This window comes from Streptomyces sp. NPDC057963 (genome assembly GCF_042887155.1).
Classification (GTDB): domain Bacteria; phylum Actinomycetota; class Actinomycetes; order Streptomycetales; family Streptomycetaceae; genus Streptomyces.
The window spans coordinates 1-1,243 of the sequence record NZ_JBHVPX010000073.1; the positions used below are offsets into that span (position 1 = coordinate 1).

Consider the following 1,243-nt stretch of genomic DNA (forward strand, 5'->3'; position numbering starts at 1 on the left):
GAGTGAAGGGCGGCCTTTACCTGCGGGGTCTGCTGCTGGACGGGCGTCGGAAGTCGATGCAGCCGATGGCCGGGCGCCTGGGTGTGGACCATCAGCAGTTGCAGCAGTTCATGACGTCGTCGACCTGGCCGGTGGACACGGTTCGCATCAGGTTGGCCCGTCGGGCGGTGGCGGTGGTGCGGCCGCAGGTGTGGGTGGTGGACGACACCGGTTTCCCGAAAGACGGAACGTCCTCGCCCGGGGTGGCCAGGCAGTACTCCGGCACCCTGGGCAAGGTCGGGAACTGCCAGATAGGGGTCAGTGTCCATGCGGCGTCCGACACCGCGTCCTGCCCCCTGTCCTGGCGGCTGTTCCTGCCCGGCAGCTGGGACCAGCCGGAGGCTGCGGACCGGCGGGCCCGCTGCCGGATCCCCGAGGGCGAGCATCACCGGCCGAAGTGGCAGCTCGCGCTGGACATGCTCGACGAACTGGCCACGGTCGGCCTGCGGCCCGCGGTGCTGGTCGCGGACACCGGATACGGGGCGAACGCCGACTTCCGCCACGGCCTGGAAGACCGCGGTCTGGCCTACGCACTGCAGGTCAAGGGCGAGATGACCGCCCACACCGAGTCGGCCGTGCCGTATCAGCCGCCTTACGGCGGGCTCGGGCCGCGCCCGCTGCCCCGCTACCGCACCCGCCCGGTCAGCCTGCGCGAACATGTCGTGGCCGCAGGACGCGGCAGCGCGGTCGCGGTTACCTGGCGCAAGGGATCGAAGGCTGCCATGTCCGCCCGCTTCGTCTTTCTGCGTGTCCGCCTCGCCGGCCGCCGCCCGAAACCCGCCCCAGACGGAGTCATCGGTCCTCGATGGCTGATCGCCCAGTGGCCCGAAGGAGAGAACGAGCCGGTCAAGTACTGGATCTCCAACCTGCCGGCCGACATCCCGGCCCGGGACCTGGTCCGGCTCGCGAAGCTGCGGTGGCGCATCGAGCACGACTACCGCGAGCTGAAGACCACTCTCGGACTCGACCACTTCGAGGGCCGCTCGTTCACCGGCTGGCACCGCCACGTCACCCTCGTCACCGCCGCCCACCTCTTCCTGACCGAACAGAGGTCCTGCCCAAAAGTCCCTGCCAGGGCCTGACCCTCTACCAGGCCCTGGCCCTCCTCCAACACCTGTTAGCCACCTGGACCGGGACCTGCCCCACCTGCCGACAACCCACCCCATGGCAGACCTACGACACCACCTAACAAAGCCCTACTAGG

At 69.6% G+C, this 1,243-nt stretch carries 1 protein-coding gene; it reads left to right on the forward strand.

The window, feature by feature from the left end; all coding sequences use genetic code 11:
• A partial coding sequence (locus tag ACFVT1_RS40985) for an IS701 family transposase (RefSeq protein ID WP_389805870.1) occupies positions 1-1,121 on the forward strand: 1,121 nt, incomplete at its 5' end.
• Positions 1,122-1,243 lie beyond the last annotated feature (122 nt).